We start from the raw sequence: 21,497 nt of genomic DNA on the forward strand, positions 1-21,497 counted from the left end.
GTAAAATATAAACTATTCACTTGCTGATCCGATAAAAAATAAAGCACATCCCAATTTAATGAAAATATACAATAATTGTTTAAAAATTAAATTATCTTCTTCGTAATCCAAAATTCCTATTCAGTGGTGATGAAAAAAATGAACATTCAAGAAATGACAACTAATCAGGTACAAAGAACCCCCCGGATTAAACCAAACTACCCGGTAGGAGTGCTGGAGCTGGAAGATCCCGCCAGGCCTTCGGAGAAACCGTCCTTCTCCTGGTTAACGATTATCGTTCCGCCGCTAGGAATGCTGATCATATCCATATTTATGTCAACCCTGACCAGGTCCTATATTATGCTTGTCTCCACGATGGGTATGACGGCGCTCACGGTTATGGTCTCGATCATGAATTATAGAGCCAGTGTGAACAAGCATCAGGAGCACAACAAAAAATTAGAAAAGAAATATCTCAATTACTTATTTCAGGTTCGCAATGATCTGCAAGGAGCTGCCAGTATGCAGCGTGAGGCCCACACATATATTCATCCAAGCATTCAAAGCTGTACAGAAATTGCCCGTAGCCGGAGTAAACAGCTCTGGGAGAGAACAGCTATTGAGGATGATTTTTTACATATACGGATTGGGGTCGGGGTTCAGCCGATCTCTCTCGTACCTACATACACCCCGACCACCAAGGCTATTGATGATGAGAATCCGCTTGAAGAGATTGCCAGTAAGATCTGCGAGGAGATGTATTACGTAAAAGATATCCCGGTCTATATCCCGCTAAGCAGTATCAGTACGCTCGGCTTATACGGTAAACGGCCGGAGGTTTGCAATTTCCTGAATGCTGCAATCGTCCATCTCACCACACACCAGGGATACGATGATGTAAGGATCGTGTGTGTCATGCAGCAGGAAGATCTGGAGCACTGGGAGTGGCTGAAATGGCTGCCGCATACCTGGAATAAGGATCGGAGTCAAAGAACTCTGGCCACGACAGCCTACGAGGCTGCTGCGATTTCCGATGAACTGCTTGCGGACCTCAGGAAGAGAGAAGAGGGTAACAAAGGAAGCTATGGCTTGCAGAATTTGCAGACACCGCACTATGTTTTTTTGGTTTTTGCTCCTGAACTGTGGGACAGTACGGAAATGATGAAATACCTGCTCTCAGGTGATTCGAAGCTTGGAATGACAAGTATTTTTGTATCGGAGAAAATCGACGTTGCTTTGCCGCTGAATTGCCAGGTCATTCTAGAGATTAGGGATGGTCAAGGACTTGTCCGCAAGGATACTCATGATCTGCTGGGTCATTTGGCTGATTTTTTCACAACAGATGCTATGGATAACACTCAAGCAGAGTTTTTCGCCCGTTCTTTGGCACCGCTCCGCATTAAGGCCGGACAGAATAACAGCTACATTCCGCCGATGGTTACTTTTCTGGAGAGCTTTGAGGCCCAGCAGGTCGAGGAGCTGAAGGTACTGGAACGCTGGTCCCGAAACCAGGCCAACCGTACGCTGTCTACTCCCCTTGGGCTGGGTGCAGGCGGAAAGTCTCTTGTCTTCGATATGCATGAGAAAAGCTATGGTCCCCATGGACTGGTAGCGGGTACAACCGGATCAGGGAAAAGTGAGCTGCTTCAATCTCTGCTGCTTGGTCTGGCGGTGAATTATCATCCGCATGAAATTGCGTTTGTGCTGATTGACTATAAGGGTGGCGGGATGGCCAATGCCTTCACGGGACTTCCGCATCTGGTGGGAACGATCACCAACCTGGGCGGCAATCAGATTAACCGGGCGCTGGCCTCCATCAAAAGCGAGCTGATGCGCAGGCAAAGACTCTTCAGTGAAGCTGGTGTGACCAGTATTGACAGTTATATTGTTCTTTACCGCAATAAGGAGGTACCGCTCCCTCTGCCGCATTTAATTATCGTGGTAGATGAGTTTGCAGAGCTGAAATCGGATCAGCCGGAGTTCATGAAGGAGCTGGTCAGTGCGGCGCGGGTCGGAAGAAGCTTGGGTATTCATTTAATACTGGCAACTCAGAAGCCATCCGGAGTGGTGGACGATCAAATCTGGAGTAACTCCAGATTCAAGCTGTGCCTGAAGGTGCAAACTCCCTCTGACAGTAATGAGATGCTGAAACGTCCGGAGGCTGCCGAGATCAAAGAAAAGGGCCGCGGCTATCTGCAGGTGGGCAATAATGAGCTGTTCACCTTGTTCCAGTCTTCCTGGAGCGGGGCGCCTTACCATTCAGGTGAAGCTGAAGGTGAGGGGATGCCTAAGCTGGACATCGTTTCATTAAGCGGGGAGCGCAGAGCGCTGCTTCCGAAGCAGCAACAGGACGACAACAACTTGGCGTTAAGTGAACTGCAGGCTGTAGTTCAACACATTGCCGAACTTTCAGCAAAGGAATCCATTGGAGAGGCCTTCCAGCTGTGGCTTCCTCCGCTTCCGGAGACGCTGGCGCTGTCGGAGGTGCTTGATCAAGAACGGATATGGAATGGGCAGCGGTGGCAGGAGCCAAGGGATCAGCTGGTGGCAAGCGTTGGGCGGGTAGACAACCCTTCAGATCAGGAGCAATACAATCTGGAGATTAATTTTAATCTTAATGGACATTTGCTGGTCTATGGAGCGCCAAGCAGCGGGAAGACCACTCTACTGAAGACAATGATCATGTCGCTTGCCATGAAATATGATCCGGAATATGTGAATTTTTATATTCTGGATTTCGGTACAAGAACTTTGGGCGTCTATCATGACCTTCCGCATTTGGGGGATGTCATTTATCCGGAGGACGAACAAAAGCTCGGGAAGCTGATTAGCTGGCTGCTCGCCCAACTAAATGAGCGTAAACGTAAATTTTCTCAGCTTGGCATCAGCAATCTGGTCTCTTACTGTAACGCAACCGGAGAAAAAGTCCCTTATATCGTTATTATGCTGGATAATTTCACAGGCTTCGCAGAGGCGTACGACGACTATGTTATGGATCTGGCTAAGCTTGTGCGCGAAGGGGGAGGCTACGGAATTTACTTTGTGTTTACGGCCAATACAGTCAGCTCCTATCCTTACCGGATTAGCCAGAATATTAAGCAGTCGCTAGTATTTCAAATGTCTGACAGGCTGGATTACTCCAGCGTTCTGGGCAGGACAGATGGAATGGAGCCAACCCATACCGTGGGCCGTGGATTGCTAAAAGAAAACGGGATTCTGGAATTCCATATTGCGCAGCCGGCCGAAGGCGGCTCGGATGATCAAATCGCGGCCTCCATACGCCGGATCAGCTCAGAGATGAGGGCGGTAGCAGGAGACACAAGTCCTGCCGAGATTTCTGTAATACCGGATAAGCTTTCACTTGCAGAGCTTCTGGAGCGTGCAGTCAAGAACCGGCCGGAAGGAACCGGGGGAACGCTGGTGCCGCTTGGACTGGAACAGGCCACGACGCTGCCGGTAGAGCTCAATCTGAAGGAAATCAGCAGCTTTGTAGTCTCTTATACCGGGCAGCAGGATGCAGAGTTAACTTTAACTTCGATCCTGAAGGCGTTTGAAGCCTCGGCGGATTCCATAACCAAGGAGCTGTATGTATTCGACAGCAACACTTCTAAATGGGCAGACTTGAAATCCGTTTCCGCTCTTACGGTTATGGATACAGCAGAAGAGTTTTTACAACTCACTCATACCTTCATAGAGCAATTGCAGCTTAGAAAAAATGATGCCCGTCAAGCTTTGGCTGACAGCTCCGCACCTGGGGAATTTGATGAAACGGATTATATTTTGTCCAAGTATCCGCTTCTTGTCTTGGTAATGCCGCATTTCAAGTCGGCCTTTGACCGGATGGAGAATGATTCACTGGATCACCTGGAGCGGATTGCCCGCTTTGGCGGCGGACTTGGCGTGCTGTTGATGGTGGGCAGTGACGTGCATGAGCTTAATCAGCTGCAGCTTATCACGAACCTGGCCGGTGAGATGATTAATAGCGGCAACGCGCTGCTGACCGGCGGAAGGTTGAACGATCATATGGCTTACGCTCATTTACTGGAGAGCATGGAGTATAACGAGCTTAATCAAATAATGGAGCCAGCTGAGGCTATGCTGCTTATTGCAGGCTCCAGGAAGCAAATTAGAATGGCAACAGAATGATAGATGGCAGGTGAATGAAGCGATGGAACCGGCACGTGAGAGTTTTGAATTACAGGCTCTCGAGATTATATATTTAGCTGCATTAACCGGGGAGAGTGGTTTTCCGGGGTTAGCCGTAGATTTGGAAGCAGAAACGGAGAGCAGGCAGCGTGCGTTAATGAATGCCCAGATGAGAACGCTTGAAGCGAAGGGGTATCTGGAGATTGACTTCATGGGACTTGCCAAAGTTAATGAAGTGCTTCATGAGTGTATCGCCGCAGGTGCCAATAGTACTTCTTACCTCTGTCAGGTTGTACAGAACGGAGATAAGCCTTCTAGAATCTATTATTTTCATCAGGGGGACACACGGTTTCAACTGGAGCATCTGCCTGAGACCAATACATATATATTGCAGGAACTCTATGCACAGCATGAAATGATGTTCCAGGTTATAGAGCGGATTCCACTGCTCCAGAGTCTTGAAGGTAAAGGAGATTCTGAACAAGATCTCTTCGAAGAACCGGACTTGGAGCGCTGGGCAGAGGAACTTCTTCACGCCGGAGCATCGCTATACGCACTGGCAGAAATCAGGTGCATCGGCAAGGAAGCTCAGGTCATCCGTGAACTGAACCTAGTGATTCATAAGAATCTGATGTGGATGCTGCAGCGTGAGCCGGAAGAGGAAGTCACTCGGGACAGAGTAACATTGTCAACGGCTATTGAGGAGTTATGCCTATGGCTGCAAGCCGTGTAACGATCAGGGGGATCAGAAAATGTCAACAGCGGTTACCACAATAATATTTAATGGAGCGCACAAGAAAACAATGGATTTGGATATCACCCTCTCAATGACCGCAGGGCAATGTCTTGAATGGCTGAAGCAGGCGGGCTGGCTCCCCGGTGACTGGGAATTCAAATGTGAGGTTAGCTGCACGGGAGAAGAGTGGACAGAGCTTGGCCAGCAAGTGGTATTGGCGGATATGATTCAGGGGGACGGGGCGCTTATCCGGATTTGGCCCTATTGAACGGGAGGATTATAGAGGAGGTTACATATGAAAAGCGTACATCTGGTCTGTTCACCTGATCTCATCATGCTTTTGTCACGGTCGCTGGAGCATGAAGGGTATGTGATCTCAGGCAAACATTCTACACTTCACAGCTTTATACGCGGCTTCTCCAGTAAAGAGGTAGATCCATCTTCCATAGTCATTATAGAAGGCGGAGCAGGTCTTAGCACACCTGTGAAGTCAGCCGAAATTGCCTCGCTCATGACACTGATCCGGAAGTATCTCAAAGCTACCCGGCTGATTGTTCAATTAGATCCGGCACTGAAAACAGATATTGAGTTCATCCGGACGATGGTCAATATGAATATTCACGATCTGCAGTTCACCACGGAATTCCGGGGTGAGGAGCTATTGAATTGGATCAGGGAGAAGAAAACGACAAGAGATTATTATAGCATCCTTGGAAAAAAGAAGCGCCTGTTCTCATTTAAAGGCTCAAACGCAGCCCCTGCTCCTGTTCAGCCTATGGAAGAATCTGAACAGGCTGCTGCCAGAACTGTGGATTCGCTTGCCCGTCCACAGCCGGCTGCAAGTCCAAGAACAGGAGCGGCACCGGCTGGTGTCAGGCAGGCTCCTTCCTCAGGCTCTGGTGGAGGGGGAGCTGCTCCCCGGCCGAGGCCAACAGCCCGGATAGAAGCTCCGGCAACTGATGCCGGAACGCTGGAGAGTCTGGAACGATCTATACCGGTAGAAAGCCAGCAACAGCCTTCCTTAGCAGGAACTGCGAGATTACTAGGCAGCCATGTGCCGCTGGTGATTGGCATCTGCGGTGCCGGGGGAGAAGAGGATGTAGGTGCTGCGGCTTTTTTGCTGGCTGCAGGTCTGGCAGATCTGGGCTGGAAGCCGCTGGTATGCGGAGATAACCGGCCGGAGATCAGTTCGCTGGAGCAGATTGTATTTGAGGGCGAGCAAGAGGATTCCACTTCGACCATGTTTGAATATGAAGGGGTCACTTTCTATCGCAGGGGTTATGCGTGGGATATCTCAGAGCTCTTGGCCAGTGAGTTCACTCATATTATTCTATGGCTGGATATTCATCAGGAGCGTAAGGGAATTAGCGGATTGGAGCTGTGGTGGAATTCGCAAATTCCTATCCTGATTGGCAATGGAGCCATGTGGAAATACGAGCTGCTCAAAGAGAAGCTAAACACGCTTAATCCGTATGAACGAAAGCGCTGCAGACTGCTGCTGGAGAATGGGCATCAGGAGGTGCTGCACATGCTGAAGAAGGACTTCCCGGAGATACAGGCGATGCTGATGCCTGCCCATCAAGATCCGCTATATCCGGATAAGGCGGCAGTGGAATGGGTGATGAAGCTGCTGAGTGTTCAGAAAAAACTCATTCGCAAGCAAACACTGCTCTGGGCCATTGCAGGCACCGTTCTGTTTGTGACTTTACTATTAATAGGCATTGGATTTTCGTTTGTTCCGCAGAGCCGATAGGCTTGAAACAGTAGGATACCTTACCAATGATTAAGGAGGCTGAATATGGATTCAGGTACGGTTAGAGGGCTCGCATTCAATTGTCATCGGCTGCTGTCTCCTGCCCAGGAATGCAAGGATAAAATGACCGCTGCTATAACCGGACTTCCGGGTTATTGGGTGGATCTGGGCGGGGAAGAGTTCAAGAATCACTGCACAGATTGGATCCGGAAGATGGAGACCTTCAAGCAGGCGATTAGCAGCCTTGAGACGGATATGCTGAGATATGCTGATACCCTACAGGCAGAAGAGAAGGCCGCTGCTGACCGGGCTAAAGCAGCTGCAACAAAGATGACGGGGAAAATTAAATAGCCTGAGAAAAGAGGTCATGAAGTGGCAGTACGCAAGCGCAAAAAAATTCTACGATACACGATTATTTCAGGTTCTTTGGTTGCCGTTATTACTTCGGGTGTATGGTTTGCAACCTACCGCCACTATAATGCCAAGCTGATTGACGAACGGGCCGCTTATGAGCAGCAGCTGCTGGATAAGGATCAGGTCTTGCAGCGCTACATGGATCAGTCCCAGACCGCTTATGTGCTGATGACCCCTAAGCTGGCGGGTGAAGCTATTGCTGAGGAGGATGTCATCCAGGAGAAGCTCCCGAAGTTCTCCTCGCCCGATAATCTGATCGGCGAGTCCAAAGCGATTGTCGGTAAATATCTGAAGATTGATGTTATGCCGGGCACAGCAGTAACGACGGAGATGGTTCGTGACGAGGCGAGACTTGACCCCTCAGAGCGTAAAGAAGAGACGGAATATATTAAGCTTCCGCTCCGCCTGACGAAGAAAGATGTCGTTGATATCCGGATTGTATTTCCTAACGGTGAAGATTACATAGTAGTGGGCAAGAAATCGCTGAAGGACGTTGATTTGGCGAATCAGTACACCTTCTTCAATGATAATGAAGAAGAGGCGCAATTGCTTACTTCGGCTCTGGTAGATGCTTATATTAACAATGCAGAGCTGTATATGAAGCAGTATGTGGAGCCGGAGCTGCAGCCAGAACCCGTGATTAACTATGTGCCTAATCTGGATGTACTGGGCGTGATCAAGAGCAATCCGTCCATTATTGAACAGGCCAAGTGGGGGCTTGCCGAGAAGCTTCGTACAGAGCTGGATAAACGCCTTAAGGCTATTGACGATGGCAACAAAATCCGCATAGGAGCACAGGAACCAAGCGGAAGCGGAGTCAGCAAGCGTAAGACTCAACAGGGAGCGGCACTGGAACAGACTGCCCCGGTAGATAATTCGCAATCGGTGAACGGAATTATAGATCAGACCCATCAGGCGCCTATCGACTCAAGTACAGATCAGAATTCAGCGGGCTTAACGGAGGATGCACCGGCAACTGAGAATCAACTGCTCGAAGGAGAGTGACAGCTGTGAATATCGTTGTGGCAGGAGATTGCGAGAAGCATGATTTCATACTTGCAGCAGCAATGCTGCTGAAGAATTATTTTAACAATGAGGTTATGGTCATCACGGATAACAACAGGCATTATCAGTATTTAGATGGAGAGGCGTCCGGTATAACGATCACAGATTCCTCTGTTACCGAGAAGCCGGATATTGTGCTGTATGACTGGCATCAGGGTTACCCGGAAGGACTGGTGGATGAGGTTCCTGTCTTTGCCACCACCTATGAACGTCACGCTATGGAGAACGTAGATACGCTGCTTAATCAGAAGCATATCCCGGTTGTATTGCTGGTTATCGAAGAAGAATGCGGGCTTGGCCTGAAGTATATAGATCATTATTATCCGGTGATTACTTCAAAGATTAGCTACATTAGCAGCCCAGGCCGAAGAATTGACTGGATTCATGATGGAAGAGTGAACCTGAAGGTTGATAAGGATTTCGCTGAGGCTGTAAATGACTTCTTGATTGAAGTTTGTAATATCCCAAAGCATGAGATTAAGAAGCTGTGGCAGTATGCACGGAAACGGGGGTAGTTCATTGTGCTTGTAGCTTTCTGGGGACCTGCCCAAGGGCAGGGGAGAACGACCTCGAATATGGCCGCTGTTGCGGCAACCATCGCGCTGGATCATCATATCCGGGTGCTGATGACCCATACAGATTCCGGACAAGGCATGCTGGAGTATGTCTTCTCACAGACAAGGTCCCTTGGCCAGACTGTAAGCAGCTCGGGCGGGCTGGATGCGATTCAGCGGCTGGTGCAGTGCGGGATGCTTACTCCTGAAGGAATACGGGATCATGCAGAATCTATTCTTAAGAACCGCCTGGAGCTATTAAGAGGGTCGGTGATTACGGAGAAGCATGAGCCGGAGCTGTTGCTGCCGCATATTTTTAAAGACTATAGACGCTTTTATGATTTGCTGTTTGTAGAGATTGCTACCGGTGAAGACCCGGAGGTGGCTCAGATGGTTATGAAGCAGGCAGATTTAATTGTAGTGAATCTGAATCAGAGCCAGTCCAGTCTGAATGCCTACTTCACGCAGAAGGGCAAAGCTCCAGTGCCAGACAACAAACCGGTTCTGTATTGTCTGGGTTCTTATGAACGTAAAGCCAGATTTAATAAAGAAAAAATTATGAAGCAATACGGACTGCATAAAAATGAAGTCGGCTTCATTCCACATCATATCAATTACATGGATGCTCTGAACGAACAACGCATCATTCAGTTCCTGCTCAAGACACGGGAAGCCAGGAAGCGGTTCCTGGACTTCAACGAGGATGTCTACTTCAATGATGCGACACGCCAAATGGGGAAGCTGATCCTGCAGACCCTGGAGATTTTCCCTGTAATGGAATTGGACGCTGCGAATGATTAATATCATCCTGATCATTGTTGTGCTGGCTGCTATTGGAGTATTCCTGTACTTATGGGTAGGCAAAAGCAAGAAATCAGCGCCGCCTGCCGTTCAATTGAAGTACGATATGAACGAAATTGTGCAGTTTCTGAGGAGAGCCTTCGAGGAGATTATTGCGTCTTCACTATATGAAGGAAGCCCCAGCGAGGAAGAATACAACCGCCGCAAGGCACGGCGCAGAGAACTGCAGAAGGCGCTGCGCTCTTGCATGCACGGCGATTTATCAGCTAAGAGATATGTGAAGCTCTATATGAAGGATCTGCTGCTGCAGACCTATGGGCTGGATGAGGGGAATGCAGATAAGGTGATCCCCTTCGGTCATGCTAACCGGCTGACTTCCCAGGACTGTTTCGACATCCTGCTCTATACCTTCAAGAAAGACTATGGGCAGAATGCCTTCAATGAAATGGTTAGCAAATACAATTTGGATACGCTGCATAGATTGCCTGATGGTTCTAAGGGCTACAAGGTTACCGAAGAGCAAATTCGCAGCATCTACAGCGCAGAGCATCCGGGATTGTCCTTTCAGGACAAGGTTGAGGTGATTGTACAGAGAGCGTACCAAATCTATAAAGGTCTGGGTGTGATCGATGAGCTGCGGGACCAGAATATTGACGGTGTCAACGGGGGAACAAGTGGGATGCCGCCGGATGTTGTCCAGACCACAGATTTTCTGGAGTATACGAAGCAGCAGCATTTCCTTCCGCAATCCTATGACGCTGTTTGGACCTTCTACCGCGGAAAGTCACTCCATCTGGAATTCTTAAGCTTCGGTTCGGAGAAGGAGCTCAAACGGGTCTGTCAGAATATTTACGGCTTCGGAAATCCGGGACAGCTGAACGAATCCAAGGGTTACATTATTAATGACATGGCGGATGGAAGCAGAGTGGTGGTGGTCCGGCCAAAAATGGCGGAGAGCTGGGCTTTTTTTGTCCGCAAATTCAATGATTCCCTGGTAGAACTGGAGCAGCAGATTACAGATGAAGGGGCGCCGCTGGCTATAGAAATGCTGGAATTTCTGATTCTGGGTCATCAGGTTACTGCAATTACCGGCCGGCAGGGCTCCGGGAAAACCACCTTGCTGAAGGCGCTGATCAAGTACATTGATGCGAAGAACATCCGGATTCAGGAGACGTCCTTTGAGATCTGGGCGAGAAAAATGTATCCGGGCAAAAATATTCTGTCCTTCCGGGAGACTCCTTCTGTCAGCGGACAGGACGGGCTGGATGTGCAGAAGAAAACCGATGGTGCGGTGAATATCGTTGGTGAAGCGGCCACGCACAGCGTTGTCAGTTATGTCATTCAGGCAGCCCAGGTGGCTTCCGAATATACGCTCTTTACGCATCACGGCAAAACATTACCCAATCTGATCAGCGCTTTGCGTAACAGTCTTGTCGCTTCGGGAGCCTTCAGCAATGAGAAGATTGCCGAGGTTCAGGTCGTTGAGGCGCTTGGCTTCAATGTTCATTTGGTATTGCGTGCCGGCAAACGTTATATCGAGCGCATTACCGAGATCATTCCGGCGGATTCACAGTATGAGTATCCTCAGGAATATAAGAACCAGGAGACTTCCATGGAGAAGCTGGATGCATTCATGGATACCATTTCCGAATATTTCGGACGGATGACGGACCGGCGTGCTTACAGCTATACAGATATCATCGTGTGGGAAGCCGGGGAGTACGTAGCGAAGCAACCGATCAGCAGCCGGAAAATGGAAGAGATGCTGAAGAATATGGATAAAGATGAGGCCGGGCGTTTTGAAGCCTTTATCGAACGATATTGGGGGCAGTCCGCATGAATCTGCAAACGGTAATGTTGATTGTCCTGATCTCCCTGGGCCTTCTGCTGGCTATTCTGCTCATTCTGCTCAGTATAGTGCAGCGCAAATTAAAAGGAACACAGTATCAGGAGCAAAAACGCCTGAAGGCATTGCTGCCGACACGAACCAAGGAGAAAAAATGGCTCGAGCAAGCACATAAAGCCTACCCGGTATTGGATGAGCTGCCGGTGGTGAAGAAGCTTCTTCACCGTATCCGTTCACGCCTGACGATCATCCATGCCGGTAATGAGATCATGGTCAGAAGCCGTTCGGCTGCGCTGACGGTCATGATTCTTGCCTGTATTCTGCTAATCTCGCTGCTGTCCTTCTTCTGGACCACCTCATGGGTTAGCCGGGTAACCATTATGCTGGTCTCCGTCTATATGGGAGGCATCCTGAGTGATCTCTTCATCGGACGGTTAGTGAAGCAGATGCTGTATGACCAGTCCTCCATGATTCTCGACATCCGGCATGAATATCATCAGACGCATATGGTACAAGTCAGCCTGGAGAATTCAGCGGAGCGTTCTAAGCCGATGGTTGCTGTACACGCCCGGCAGATTGCCGGAATTCTTGCGGCAGTAGACCCGGAGGATGAGCTGCAGAAATATTATGAAGTGGCGCCGAACCGGTACATGAAGCAATTGGCCGGAGTCAGTTACAAGATAGGCGAATACGGCGATGCGGATATTCATAAAGGCGAACGTTCCATTTACTTATCCATGCTCGGTAACATCAGAGAAGAGATCCATATGGATATTAACCGCCGGGAGCGGATTGACCGGCTGCTGTATGGCATCGTTTTTGTGGCCATTTCACCAGTCTTCATGCTGGACCCGATCCGTAACTGGGCGGAGAATATGTTTCCGGTTGTATCTAATTACTATAATTCCGCTTGGGGGCTGTACTCATTAATCCTGCTGTATATCACTTTTATTGTATCTTTTATTGCGCTGCGGATTCTCAAGGGTGTGGATGAAGATACCCAGGCGATCAAGGATGAAGGGAAATGGCTGAACCGGCTGCTGAAGCGGAAATGGGTCTTCCGGGCAGCAGACCGCATTACTCCGGCAGAGCATGAGCCAGTTCATTTCAAGGTTGCCCGGCGATTGAAGGATGCCAACTCGGGGTTGTCCCAGCATGCGTATTATCTGCAGAAAAGCTTAACGGCAGCAGCGATTTTCCTGCTGGTTCTGGTGCTTCAATTCTCTATCCATGGGAGCATCAGGCATAACCTTCTGCACCCCAATGTGCAGATTACGACAGGCGGCAATCAGACCGAATCGCAAAGGATGCTCAGCGAGGAACGATACGCTTTTGAACAATCTTTAATGGGCGAACTGATAGCAAAGGATATTACACCGGATGAGATGCTGATCTATATTCAGGAGAAAGCGGACAACAAGCATTTTTTGCAGTTCAATACGGATCAGAAGGCGTATGCGCAGCAATTGATTCATCAGGTGGACCAATATCATCAGGAATATTTCAAATGGTATGAGCTTGTGCTGGCTTTTACGCTGGCCTGTGCCGGCTTCTACGTGCCCGATCTGTTCCTGCTCATCCGCACACAGCTTCGGAAATGGGAAATGCAAAATGAGGTGGACGGCTTCAATACTCTCTCCATGATGTTATCCCAATTTCCCAATATCAGCGTGTATGAAATGATAGAGTGGCTGCACCGGTACAGCTATATATTTGAACGGCAGCTGCTGCGGTGCATGCTAGATTATGAGGCTGGTGGCTGGGATGCGATAGACCGGCTGAAGGAGGATGCGCGGTTCGTACCCCTCGAACGTCTGGCGGACCGCTTGCAGGTTGCTGCAGATCTGATTCCAGTGAAGAAGGCGTTCGATGACATGGATGCAGAGCGGGCGTTCGCCATGGATCAGCGCAAGGAGCACTATGAGAAGGTAATCAGCAGGAAGAACACACTGGGTAAAATGTTCGGGTTCTTGCCGATGCAGGCAACGTTCACCTTATATTTACTGCTTCCCTTCGTCTATATGGCCTTCCAGCAGCTGGGTGACCTGACTGTTGTAACTGGCAAAATGTGAAGGAGATACAGGCATGGAGAATATAGCAAGCTTCTTGAAGACCACCATATCCATTCTGATTACACTAGCCATCATCTCAGCGGGGCTGTTCCTCTGGGGGAAGACACAGCCTGTAGTCGAGCTGGCCAACAGCCAGGCGGCCGCACAGGCCAGGGAGCTCTCGGAGCAGCAATATGCCGCCTTCGATAATCAGCTGGTCAGCGGATCCCAGATTCTGACCGCTTACCGGCGGTATGAATCGGAGCAGAACTTCTGTCTATATGTGGAGCGGCCTTATGTCTATGGTCAGCCTGATTCTAATAGATACATTAGTATGAATCCAAGCGGAGACGGCTATTGCCGTGCCTTTGATTATTACGGGGAAGCTTTTAAAGAAGGAACGGGGACTGATTCTAACACAGTGAATGACAAGGCGATTTCGGATGCTTCTAGCCAATACTATATCAGCCCCCAATCCAGGTTCAGGGCGACGCTGATCAAAGACCATAATGAGCGCATTGCCGCTATCTACTTCAGGGCTAATTAAAGGGAGGGCACTATGGAAAATATCTCAACAGGACTCAAATGGGTCATCGGCATCATCGTTACCATTCTGATTATCGCAGCCGGAGTCAGTATCTATCTGGTCATTAACAACTACTTCATCCGTGCCCAGGAGCAGACGCTGGCCCAGACCCAGATGATTAACCAGGCGGAGTTCAACAGCTACGATAACAAGGATGTCTCCGGCCAGGATGTAATTAATGCGGCGATGCGTTATAAGGGGCGCCCGCAATTCGCGATAAAGATATATACAGGGGAGAACCAGACAAAAGGATTTTATGCGGAGAATACGTATGGTGCTAAATATAAAGATCTGGATTCTGGAGTGGTAGAGTTGGATCAAGAGGGAGAGGGAGACGTCAGAAGTGTTTCTGCAATGCTGGATATAAAAAATAATGATTGTAACGTGAACACACTGGGACGCTTCCACGCTCAAGTTTACAGAGATAAGAACCAAGAAGTCAGGCTCATTGTATTTAAACAGCCCTAAAATTACGGGAAAGGAGAGCCAACCATGGAGAATATATCGACCGGACTTAAATGGGTGATCGGAATTATAGTAACCATTCTAATCGTAGCGGCGGGTGTCAGTATCTATCTGGTAATTAACAATTATTTCATCCGCGCCCAGGAGCAGACGCTGGCCCAGACCCAGATGATTAATCAGGCAGAGTTCAATAGCTATGATAATAAGGTGGTTTCCGGCCAGGATGTAATTAATGCGGCTATGAAGTTTAGAGGACGTCCCCAATTCTCCATTCTAATTAAAACCGGAGTGAATTTGTCGGGCTTCTACGCGGAAAATACTTATGAAACTTATTATGGTATTCCCGCAGTGTCAGAAGATAACCCCACTGCTAGTTTTAAGGAAAATTCTTCGGCAAAACCTCACAGTGTCTCAGAAATGCTGGATCAGAGTATAAAATTGGGGGATTCAGATAACTACAATGTAAATACACTTTCACTATTTAAAGCCACCGTATTTAGAGATAAGAATGATGAGGTCAGATTAATCGAATTTGATCAAAATGAAGTTAAATGAAAAACGGGATCCAGTTCCTCCTAACCCTCTTTGCCTGGATTTTGTTCGCTGTGGGCGGCTTTACGTTTCTGCGGCTGGAAGGGGAGAACTCTGCTGTTGAACTCCGGCAGCCGGAGCAGCGAACAGTTGCATCCGCGCTTTACACAGGGACAGGTGATTTGAAGCGGATAAACGGAGAGCAAGTGCTGGGCATGATCCCTGCGGCGCTCGAGGGGGACTATATTTTATATATCGACGGCATGGTTATTAATGAAGCTACAGATCTCACAGCCATCGATTTACGTGAAGTGCCGGGTACGGCTTATCGGTTAGAGGTTACCCGGACGGATGAGATGATCAAGCAAATCTCTGCCACCCGTTGAGAAAGGAGAGCCTGTATGGCAGATGCACTGAAAGGTGTGATTATCGTAATTCTACTGGCCTTCGTGTTCGGGGTGTATCCGGCATTCCGCCAATCTGAAGTTGTCGAGAGGAATACTAAGCTTGCAGCCAATGCAGCGGTGGTGGAATTCGTCGATACAGTTCGCAGTAAGGGGTATGTGGACGTAGGCGATTATGAGCTGTTCCTTCATTCGCTGGATGCCTCCTACGGTGTATTTGACGTCAAGCTGGAATATTACAAAAAGAATCTGCAGCCCTTATACGGTAATCCGGATGATTACTCCACATTCCAGAATAGCTTCAGTGTACGGTTCGATGGCTATTTCAACAAAGATATACTGAATGTCTTGTATCCGGCTTCAAGCGTTTCCATTCCAGCGGATAATCCCCAGAGAAGATTCACTATGCATGTGGGCGACTTATTCAATGTCCGGCTGGAATCCGCAGGCACAACGCTGGCCTCACGGATGCGCTCTCTGCTGTTTCATAGTGAACTGATTCCGGTCAATCTGAAGTACGGGGGGATGGTACGTAGTGAAGCCCCTTAGTGTGGTGCTTATTTTTCTGATTCTGATCATCCCGCTGGTGCTTATGAATGACACGCGAGCGGAGCTTCAGTTATCCAATCAGGAGATGTATAAACGCTACTCGGATGACTTTCAGTCTGCGGTGGATGATGCGGGCGGCTATCTGGCACGGCTGGAGAAGCAGCCAACCACCACAGCGGTGCATTACGGGAGGGAACTGCAGCTGCAGATGGATCAGGATGTGCTTAGTGTATTTTACAGTAATCTGGCCATGAAGTTTGGACTGGAGAACAATCAGAGCGCAATCAATAATCTGAAAATACATATACCTGCACTGGTGATGTTCGGTTATAACGGATACACCTTGGTGACTCTGGACGACACAGCCAGCTACAGCGGAGATAAAGAGCTTACACCCGTCAGTTGGCCTGAGCGGCCCTATTACTATAAGCTCAGGAACGGTAATTTGCTCTATTTTACTTTGGATGATCACGCACGGGTGTATAATACCGGGTCTAATGAATTCTATGAGGGGGAGTATGCAGCACTGACTGCGGAGACCAATCTTGACCCGCTTACTTCGATCGATAAATTTCGTGAGGTGAGGCAGAGTACGATCACTTCACTGGTGGAAAAGGATCTGGCCACAGCCATTAACAGGCATCTGGAATTGGTGAGACGGATGGGATTATCCGTGCAGTTCACCCTCCCGCGCGGCTTGCAGGAGCAGTCCATACAGGACACCGGTATTATGGCGTTTATCCAGGGATATCCGCTTCCGGGCGGAGAGCTGCTGGATGCTTACTCCTTAGGCAGCGGGGCGGTCATGCAGCGGAAGGGTCTGGTCGGAACCCAGAATGCCGCCGGCAGGCATATCGCTTACGGAGAAAGCTGTCTACCAGCTGGAGCTACTGTGATAGAAAGCCTATTCGACCCTGAGGAGGCTGTGCGGAAAGGGTATTTTATAGAGGATTGTTCGGTTTATATCCATTAGCAGAGGAGAATTGAAATGAAATTATTCAGCATCAGTAAAAGTTTAATCATAGGAATGAGCGTAATGGTGAGTATGGCATTGACCATGAATACTGCGGGAGCTGAAGGAGCATCATCCCAGGCGGTTAGCGTTATTTTTGACGGGATCAAATCTCCGTTAGCGGCAGGATATCCCTATGCAGAGAATGGAATAACAATGATTCCGTTCCGCATCATCTCCGGCAAGCTGGGGACACAATCGAGCTGGAATGCAGCTGCGAAGGCGCTAACCCTTAAGCAGAAGGAGAATAATATTATTCTTACTGTAGGTTCTTCCTATGCCAAAGTAAACGGAGTGCCTACAGCACTCGGAGCCAAGGTAGTACAGAAAGACGGGATGACAATGATTCCCCTGACGGTTGTTAGCGATCTTCTGGGTGCAGAAGTCGAAGTAGATGAATTGATTCAAAGTGTACATATTCATACACCTGGTAAAGAGCTTGGCAAGCTGGACGATTTCGGCAGAAAAATTCGTACGACAAACCTGCCGAAGAATTATAAGGACTACCCTTATATTCTGGAAGACATCCCAAATGAGATGTATGAAATGAAAAATACCATAAATTATATTGTCAAGAGAGCTGATACTGGGGCGAATTTGTATGCCATTAAAAGGGTGACAAGCGAAGGTATAGCAAAGGTCATTAACCGGATGAATATAGGATATAATCTGCGATTAAATGTGGATTACAAGACGATCAATCCGGTGGAATTTGCGAGGGAAGTCTTTAAGTATGAGAATCAGTCCGTATCCGTTCGTGAGAATTATATAAGAGAATATGCTGAATGGGTGAAGAAGAACAGAATTCAGATTGAAGGGTCAATCGATCCGGAGCCTTCAGTTATATATGCTCCGGGAACCGGGGATTTTCGTGTCCGGTCCAAGTTCCGGTTCAGAATTAATAGTTTTACAGAGTATAAAGATTTGATGCTTGATGAGTATTTTTCGACCACACACTATAAGAACAATGAGAGATTAAAAAAGGGAGTCTGGTATGAAGGGTATGCGGATATAGCCGTGTCTACAAATTACTATAACGGAGACCCATTCAATCATATGACAGTAGATGCACTATCCAGTTTGTTTGAAAATTCAATTATGTATGAAGTGAAGTGATGGGAGATGTGGCGTAAGAGCGGCTATAGTTTAATACTTATTCTATTAATTTCTTTGTTACTTTCTTCATTCTCAGATATTGCTGGGGCTGCTTTTATAGCTAGGTTTGAGAATGGGGCATTTAGCTATACAACCATTTCTAATGAAGCCACTTCAAGCATCCGCTTTCAAACGGTGGGCTGGTACATTCATACACAGCCAACATGTAGTGGTTCCGGAAGTGGGGAGCAATGTGACCCAACGTCATTACCGGCTAACAAACGGTTTAAATTGCAGGATTCCGGCGGAGGACATATAGAATCGGAAACTATCGCTAATGGGAAGGTGACTACAAACTTTGTCTGGACCAAAGCCGAGGTTCTGGACGCTATCGGTAAAGCGAAAGCGGAACAAGTCATCTCTGAAGGGACTCCGTTATACGCCAGCGCCATTATGCGCGTAGTCACAGGCCCAAGGTCGAACCCAACCCAGGTATCAGGTCCCTACCATACGTTATACGATATCACGCATGCAGAATCTTGGGCCAATCCCGGAGATTTAAGACAATATTTTGATGTCACTGTACCCTTTCAAGGGGAGGATTATCCCGTTACTATGATTCTTAAGCTGTCCAACGGGACGGTCGTAAGTAAACAATTAATCGGTAATTATAAGGCGGGCTTTACTATAACCAAATCTTTCCCGCTAACCGTTGAATCTGGAGGACAGTCCTATGCGATTGACCAATCTTGGCTTTCACCGGTTCTGAGATCAGGCGAACAGCTATATATTCAGCGCAAATCTGCAAATGATCCGGGTTTGGTTCAGCGTAACTTTAAGGTGTATGTAGGCGGAGTGAATATGGTAGCCAGTTATAAAAAAGTAAATACCCCTCCTGATCCGGGTGGAGGAGAAGGGGCCGGTGAATGCACATTTACCATTGAACCGCCTAGCACCGCCGACTCTCCGCAAATATCCTTTATGGAGCCGGGTGCGAATGGAGTCATTAAGGGTGACGATTCAGCGAACGGAATTCATTTTGAAGCACCACTAGGCATTCCTACTTCAGAGAGCTTATATGCTAATGTCTGGGGCAGAAATTATTTGTTTGACCATACCTTTGCCAATATGAAAGGTCAAGTTCGCTACTCCTGCAAAGTAGAAGTCACTTACCCTACGAAGTGGGAGGAAGCGCAGCCGGATCTTCCGGGGCCTGATAATACAACGATTCCCCAGTTGCCGCTGCCTAAAAGTTCATCCTTCAAAAAAACGTACACCTTTGAGCTGACTCCAAGGGAATATGCCTACTGGCAAGTAGACAAGTTATCCGTCTACCAAATCGATCAGGCCCGAATGGCAAACTATGCACTGCCTGGAGGGGAAGTGACTCTATACCCTAACAATTATGAAGCGCCCGTAGTTGAACTTGCCAATAGCACAGAGGTTGAGGACCATGTTGTTCCTAAAGAGACGGGGAGTCTATCCTTTACACCGGATGTAGTGGATGGAGGCGATCACGAGCCAACTGAAAATGATGTTGATGATACAGCAACACTCAAAGAGCTGGCAGAAAGCCAAACCGAAGATCCTGAGGTTCAGAATGACCGCCTAGTCTTTAACGGGGAGACGATTATGGATGATAGTGTGGCTACAGGAACCGGACCCACTCCGGGAAGGATTCCAGATCCACCCATGATTGAAGACGAAGTGCTCTATGAAGGCGGGCTGATGATTAACAGATACTTGCTTAACCGTGCAGATACTATCAGTACGGGGACAATCTATTACACCATGCTGCCCGAAAATGTGGATGGGAACGGGGATCAAGAGTATCCCATTTCCCCGATTAACTCTGTAACAGTCCATACCCCAGTCGTCAATTACTCCCAGCTTCCTGATGATAACCGGCCGTTCGACCAGCGGATGGAGCCGGACATGACACGGACGGTGCTGATTCTGGACCGGCCCTTCACTGTATATTTTACGGAGAGCGGTCAGCATCTGGGGATTCCGGGGTATGGAAACCGGGACTACAGTAAATATACGAAGGACAAACGCATTCAATTTCCGTTCGGGGTGTTTCAGGGCAGTCAATACTATCCGGACAATACCTGGATATCCATCCCGGTGGGCACTCCAGCTATGACTTTTACTCTACCTACCTGGGTGAATGAAGGGGACTATACGGTGCGTACTCAGTCCTGGGCGATTAATGCCCCGTCAGACGGTGAATATCTGTGTCAACAGAACCTGAATGGAGATCTTGTCAATTACTGTGCAGCGGAAAACTTCAATGTGGGTGTGGTGGGCCGGCTGTTTGATTTTAGAATCTGGGATATTGGAGATTTCCGGTTTGAAAAGGTATTTCGCACCGGAACAGGCACTCTTGCGCATAGTACTGCAATGTACTACACCGGCGGCAATGATGAGAACGGAATTCCCACAGCTTTGAGCGGACAGCCACAATGGCAACTGCCGATCCGCAAGGGCTCTCATCCCACGGAGCAATTGACGGTGCCGCATAACGGGTATTCCTTTCTGTTTGATTTTCGGACCATCGGAAATCTGTGGCAGCCGGGCGAGGGCATACGGATTGAACCCAGCTTCTACTTCATCCCGAAGAGCGGAGGTGCTGCGGCCCCTGTAGATCTGTACTATGACATTTCCGGCTCGCAGAATAAGCTGATTGGGGTGGGCTCTTCCAAGGACAAGCTTAGCTATAGCCGTACTTACCGCCTGGCAGATGGCTTGCGGAATATTGCGGATGGTGAGCTATCCACTTCAGCCAGCTACGAGTATAACTATATACTCACCCAAGAAGAGCGAGAGAAGAAGCCTTGGATCAAATTCTACCCGCAATATCTGAAGCGCAAAACCAACATTGGAGCAGGCTATAATCTCGAAGTGTTGTCCTACAAATCCCGTACCCTGGTGGGTCCAACGGACATCCCGGCAGTCGTAGATCCAATCACGGCTGTCCGCAGTGTTCAGCATTGGTATGGCGAGTATAACCTGCCCATTGCCCCATATATCCTTCCGAAAGGAACGAATCTGCTCAATCTTGCGAATCAATATGGGGGTTCACTGGACGGACATGAGCCAGAATTCATTACCGGCGGCTATATTCTTGTGAAGTTTGAAATCTACACCCTCAAGAACGGAGATGCGGATACGCGGATTCTGGGCTACAAGGCGCCGATTGCGAATATGTGGGCGATCGAGGGACAGATGACAGGCGCAACAGATGAACGGGGACAGACCTTTTTCTTTTCTTCCGGGGATATCATGCTCTTCGAATCGGATTTCTCGGTGCGTAATGACTATCTGGGGCAGGGTAGATAAGATATTGAATTAAATTCCTTAGAAGTTAAAAATAATATTTATAGGGATTATATATAAGATTATTGAGTCCATTGACCGATAATAATGGAAGAGCACACTGATGCTATATTAATGAATTTGGAATTTCTCATAGAGTTACAGGACTTTTCAAATTCATTTTTATATAAA

General features: G+C 48.3%; 18 protein-coding genes. All 18 read left to right on the top strand.

Features of this window, described 5'->3' with window-relative positions:
- Positions 1-138: 138 nt before the first annotated feature.
- The 18 genes from essC to MKY86_RS08255 all read left to right on the top strand — a co-directional run bounded on the left by essC (position 139) and on the right by MKY86_RS08255 (position 21,329).
- A complete protein-coding gene (gene essC, locus MKY86_RS08170; RefSeq protein WP_076079065.1) occupies positions 139-4,125 on the top strand; it encodes a type VII secretion protein EssC in 3,987 nt (1,328 codons plus the stop codon).
- 22 nt (positions 4,126-4,147) lie between these two features.
- Positions 4,148-4,858 (top strand): hypothetical protein, encoded by a 711-nt coding sequence (locus MKY86_RS08175; protein WP_076079064.1) that lies wholly within the window; start codon positions 4,148-4,150, stop codon positions 4,856-4,858.
- Positions 4,859-4,877: 19 nt separating this feature from the next.
- Positions 4,878-5,129 (top strand): hypothetical protein, encoded by a 252-nt coding sequence (locus MKY86_RS08180; RefSeq protein ID WP_076079063.1) that lies wholly within the window; start codon positions 4,878-4,880, stop codon positions 5,127-5,129.
- A gap of 27 nt (positions 5,130-5,156) precedes the next feature.
- Positions 5,157-6,614 (top strand): hypothetical protein, encoded by a 1,458-nt coding sequence (locus MKY86_RS08185; protein ID WP_076079062.1) that lies wholly within the window; start codon positions 5,157-5,159, stop codon positions 6,612-6,614.
- A gap of 45 nt (positions 6,615-6,659) precedes the next feature.
- Complete coding sequence (locus tag MKY86_RS08190) at positions 6,660-6,965, top strand: hypothetical protein (RefSeq protein ID WP_076079061.1); 306 nt, start codon at positions 6,660-6,662, stop codon at positions 6,963-6,965.
- A 21-nt stretch (positions 6,966-6,986) separates the two neighbouring features.
- Complete coding sequence (locus MKY86_RS08195; RefSeq protein WP_076079060.1) at positions 6,987-8,033, top strand: SAF domain-containing protein; 1,047 nt, start codon at positions 6,987-6,989, stop codon at positions 8,031-8,033.
- A gap of 5 nt (positions 8,034-8,038) precedes the next feature.
- Positions 8,039-8,608 carry a hypothetical protein gene (locus MKY86_RS08200; RefSeq protein WP_076079059.1) on the top strand — a complete coding sequence of 190 codons (570 nt, stop codon included), beginning with the start codon at positions 8,039-8,041 and terminating at the stop codon, positions 8,606-8,608.
- Positions 8,609-8,614: 6 nt separating this feature from the next.
- The gene (locus MKY86_RS08205; protein WP_143803710.1) at positions 8,615-9,448 is read left to right on the top strand and encodes a hypothetical protein; all 834 of its coding nucleotides are present in this window, start codon (positions 8,615-8,617) and stop codon (positions 9,446-9,448) included.
- A complete protein-coding gene (locus tag MKY86_RS08210) occupies positions 9,441-11,288 on the top strand; it encodes an ATPase, T2SS/T4P/T4SS family (protein ID WP_083685000.1) in 1,848 nt (615 codons plus the stop codon). Before MKY86_RS08205 ends, MKY86_RS08210 begins: the two co-directional genes overlap by 8 nt.
- On the top strand, positions 11,285-13,366 hold the full coding sequence (locus tag MKY86_RS08215; protein WP_076079057.1) for a hypothetical protein: 2,082 nt from the start codon (positions 11,285-11,287) through the stop codon (positions 13,364-13,366). The genes MKY86_RS08210 and MKY86_RS08215 overlap by 4 nt, the downstream gene beginning before the upstream one ends.
- Before the next feature lie 13 nt (positions 13,367-13,379).
- The gene (locus MKY86_RS08220) at positions 13,380-13,892 is read left to right on the top strand and encodes a hypothetical protein (RefSeq protein WP_076079056.1); all 513 of its coding nucleotides are present in this window, start codon (positions 13,380-13,382) and stop codon (positions 13,890-13,892) included.
- A 12-nt stretch (positions 13,893-13,904) separates the two neighbouring features.
- Positions 13,905-14,399, top strand: coding sequence for a hypothetical protein (locus MKY86_RS08225; protein ID WP_076079055.1), 495 nt, complete (start codon positions 13,905-13,907; stop codon positions 14,397-14,399).
- Positions 14,400-14,423: 24 nt separating this feature from the next.
- Positions 14,424-14,951: a hypothetical protein gene (locus MKY86_RS08230; RefSeq protein WP_076079054.1), complete on the top strand. Its 528-nt coding sequence runs from the start codon at positions 14,424-14,426 to the stop codon at positions 14,949-14,951.
- Positions 14,948-15,313 (top strand): hypothetical protein, encoded by a 366-nt coding sequence (locus tag MKY86_RS08235; RefSeq protein ID WP_076079053.1) that lies wholly within the window; start codon positions 14,948-14,950, stop codon positions 15,311-15,313. Before MKY86_RS08230 ends, MKY86_RS08235 begins: the two co-directional genes overlap by 4 nt.
- 15 nt (positions 15,314-15,328) lie before the next feature.
- Positions 15,329-15,880 (top strand): hypothetical protein, encoded by a 552-nt coding sequence (locus MKY86_RS08240; RefSeq protein ID WP_076079052.1) that lies wholly within the window; start codon positions 15,329-15,331, stop codon positions 15,878-15,880.
- Positions 15,867-16,853 (top strand): hypothetical protein, encoded by a 987-nt coding sequence (locus MKY86_RS08245; protein ID WP_076079051.1) that lies wholly within the window; start codon positions 15,867-15,869, stop codon positions 16,851-16,853. The genes MKY86_RS08240 and MKY86_RS08245 overlap by 14 nt, the downstream gene beginning before the upstream one ends.
- 15 nt (positions 16,854-16,868) lie before the next feature.
- Positions 16,869-18,008, top strand: coding sequence for a stalk domain-containing protein (locus MKY86_RS08250; RefSeq protein ID WP_083684997.1), 1,140 nt, complete (start codon positions 16,869-16,871; stop codon positions 18,006-18,008).
- A 324-nt stretch (positions 18,009-18,332) separates the two neighbouring features.
- Complete coding sequence (locus MKY86_RS08255; protein ID WP_143803709.1) at positions 18,333-21,329, top strand: DUF5704 domain-containing protein; 2,997 nt, start codon at positions 18,333-18,335, stop codon at positions 21,327-21,329.
- The last annotated feature ends 168 nt before the right edge of the window (positions 21,330-21,497 follow it).

The sequence above is a fragment of the Paenibacillus sp. FSL R7-0333 genome, assembly GCF_038000365.1.
Classification (GTDB): Bacteria; Bacillota; Bacilli; order Paenibacillales; family Paenibacillaceae; genus Paenibacillus_AQ; species Paenibacillus_AQ silagei.

Coding starts and splice junctions, on each gene's coding strand:
- essC (WP_076079065.1), top strand. CDS start 139: ATGAACATTCAAGAAATGACAACTAATCAGGTACAAAGAACCCCCCGG.
- MKY86_RS08175 (WP_076079064.1), top strand. CDS start 4,148: ATGGAACCGGCACGTGAGAGTTTTGAATTACAGGCTCTCGAGATTATA.
- MKY86_RS08180 (WP_076079063.1), top strand. CDS start 4,878: ATGTCAACAGCGGTTACCACAATAATATTTAATGGAGCGCACAAGAAA.
- MKY86_RS08185 (WP_076079062.1), top strand. CDS start 5,157: ATGAAAAGCGTACATCTGGTCTGTTCACCTGATCTCATCATGCTTTTG.
- MKY86_RS08190 (WP_076079061.1), top strand. CDS start 6,660: ATGGATTCAGGTACGGTTAGAGGGCTCGCATTCAATTGTCATCGGCTG.
- MKY86_RS08210 (WP_083685000.1), top strand. CDS start 9,441: ATGATTAATATCATCCTGATCATTGTTGTGCTGGCTGCTATTGGAGTA.
- MKY86_RS08215 (WP_076079057.1), top strand. CDS start 11,285: ATGAATCTGCAAACGGTAATGTTGATTGTCCTGATCTCCCTGGGCCTT.
- MKY86_RS08220 (WP_076079056.1), top strand. CDS start 13,380: ATGGAGAATATAGCAAGCTTCTTGAAGACCACCATATCCATTCTGATT.
- MKY86_RS08225 (WP_076079055.1), top strand. CDS start 13,905: ATGGAAAATATCTCAACAGGACTCAAATGGGTCATCGGCATCATCGTT.
- MKY86_RS08230 (WP_076079054.1), top strand. CDS start 14,424: ATGGAGAATATATCGACCGGACTTAAATGGGTGATCGGAATTATAGTA.
- MKY86_RS08235 (WP_076079053.1), top strand. CDS start 14,948: ATGAAAAACGGGATCCAGTTCCTCCTAACCCTCTTTGCCTGGATTTTG.
- MKY86_RS08240 (WP_076079052.1), top strand. CDS start 15,329: ATGGCAGATGCACTGAAAGGTGTGATTATCGTAATTCTACTGGCCTTC.
- MKY86_RS08250 (WP_083684997.1), top strand. CDS start 16,869: ATGAAATTATTCAGCATCAGTAAAAGTTTAATCATAGGAATGAGCGTA.